The organism is Luteimicrobium sp. NPDC057192 (genome assembly GCF_042670205.1).
Taxonomy (GTDB): domain Bacteria; phylum Actinomycetota; class Actinomycetes; order Actinomycetales; family Cellulomonadaceae; genus Luteimicrobium.
Genome location: NZ_JBHUWD010000016.1, coordinates 82,368 through 83,797, shown reverse-complemented (window position 1 = coordinate 83,797; position 1,430 = coordinate 82,368). Strand labels below are relative to the sequence as shown.

Sequence of the window (1,430 nt, the reverse complement as noted above, 5' to 3'; positions counted from 1 at the left end):
GGTCGTCGCGGCGCCCTCCGTACGTTCAGAGCGAGGTCAGACAGGCATCCCGCCCGTGAGCCTGCGGTACGCGAACGCGTAGGCCAGCAGGCCGATCGGCACGGCCGCGAGCAGGCCGACGCCGCAGATGAGCGCTCCGACGATCGTGATGCCGATGACGGCGAGGAGAAGGACGATCACGACGCCCGGGTTCTTGCTCACGATCCCGAAGCTCGACCTGATCGCGGTGAACGTGTCCTGCCCGGCGTCGATCACGAAGTACAGCGCGAACGTCAGGAAGAACTCGATCACCAGCAGGATGATCGAGCCCAGGAACGGGATGTACCCCAGGACGAACGACAGGACACCCACGACCACGGCAAGCAGGACGATGTTCCCGAAGTTCTTGAGTCGAAAGAAGTCGCCGAAGGCCGCGCGACCCTTGTACGTGGTCGCCAGGGCGCCGCTCACGAGGAAGGCCAGCACCACGTACGACAGGATCGAGCCGATCGCAGCGAGGAGCACGTTGCCGAAGCTCCGGGCGTCGTCGAGACGCTGCTGGAGGTCCTCGGTCGACGAGCCGTTGAACCCGGCGCGCAGGGTGGCGCTGAAGGTCAGGTTGATGACGAACGCGATGACCGCCACCACCAGCACCGCGGCGATCCAGATGCCCGCGTTCGACCAGAACTTGCTCCACCCGTACGAGACAGCCTGCCCGACCGTCACGGGTGCGCCCGATGCCCACGGGGGCGGCGTCGTGCCGTAGCCGGCGCCCGACGTGGGCGGCGCCGTCGGGAAGCCTCCGGGAGGGGGCGGGTAGGCTCCCGGCGCCTGCTGGCCGTACGCGGGCGGCTGCTGCCCGGGCGGCGGGTAGCCGCCGGGCGGCGGATACGCACCCGGCTGGGCCGGGGGCTGCTGGCCGTACGGCTGCTGCTGAGGCGGCGGCGGGTAGCCGCCGGGCGGCGGATACGCACCCGGCTGTGCCGGCGGGGCCGTCGGTGGCTCCGTCGGCTGCACGGGCTGCGGCGGCTCGCTGGGCGGCGCGGGCTGCGCCGGCTCGGTCGGCTGCGCGGGTTCCGTCGGTTGAGCGGGCCGCTCGGGCTCGTACGGGGAGGGTGGCTCGTTCGGCTCGGAGCCCCGACCGGGGCCGTTCGGGTTCTCGCTCATGTCGTCCTCCCGTCGGCGGGCGGGTTCCGTGAAGGTCGGACCCTCGTCCCCAGCATCGCGCAGGACGGCGGCACTGTCGCGGGGACCGACGGCGGTGGCGACGCCGGGGCGTCGTCACGCCGCAGGCCGCCGCCGGGGCCCGCGGCGGTGGACCCCCCCCCGGCCCCCCCGCCCCGCCCGCCCGGCCCCCCGGGGCGGGGCCGCGCCCCCCCCCCCGGGGCGGCGCCGCCCCGCGGCAGGTTCGGCCGCATGTTCCGCCACGTCCCCGTGTGGTCCCAGAACCA

1 protein-coding gene is annotated in these 1,430 nt (G+C 73.8%); it reads right to left on the bottom strand.

Going from position 1 to position 1,430, the window contains the following annotated elements:
- Positions 1–36: 36 nt before the first annotated feature.
- Positions 37–1,146, bottom strand: coding sequence for a hypothetical protein (locus ACFT5B_RS09635; protein WP_386797778.1), 1,110 nt, complete (start codon positions 1,144–1,146; stop codon positions 37–39).
- Positions 1,147–1,430 lie beyond the last annotated feature (284 nt).

What these genes read in the sequence shown, in the direction of transcription:
- ACFT5B_RS09635 (WP_386797778.1), bottom strand. Translation starts at nt 1,146, where the DNA reads ATGAGCGAGAACCCGAACGGCCCCGGTCGGGGCTCCGAGCCGAACGAG.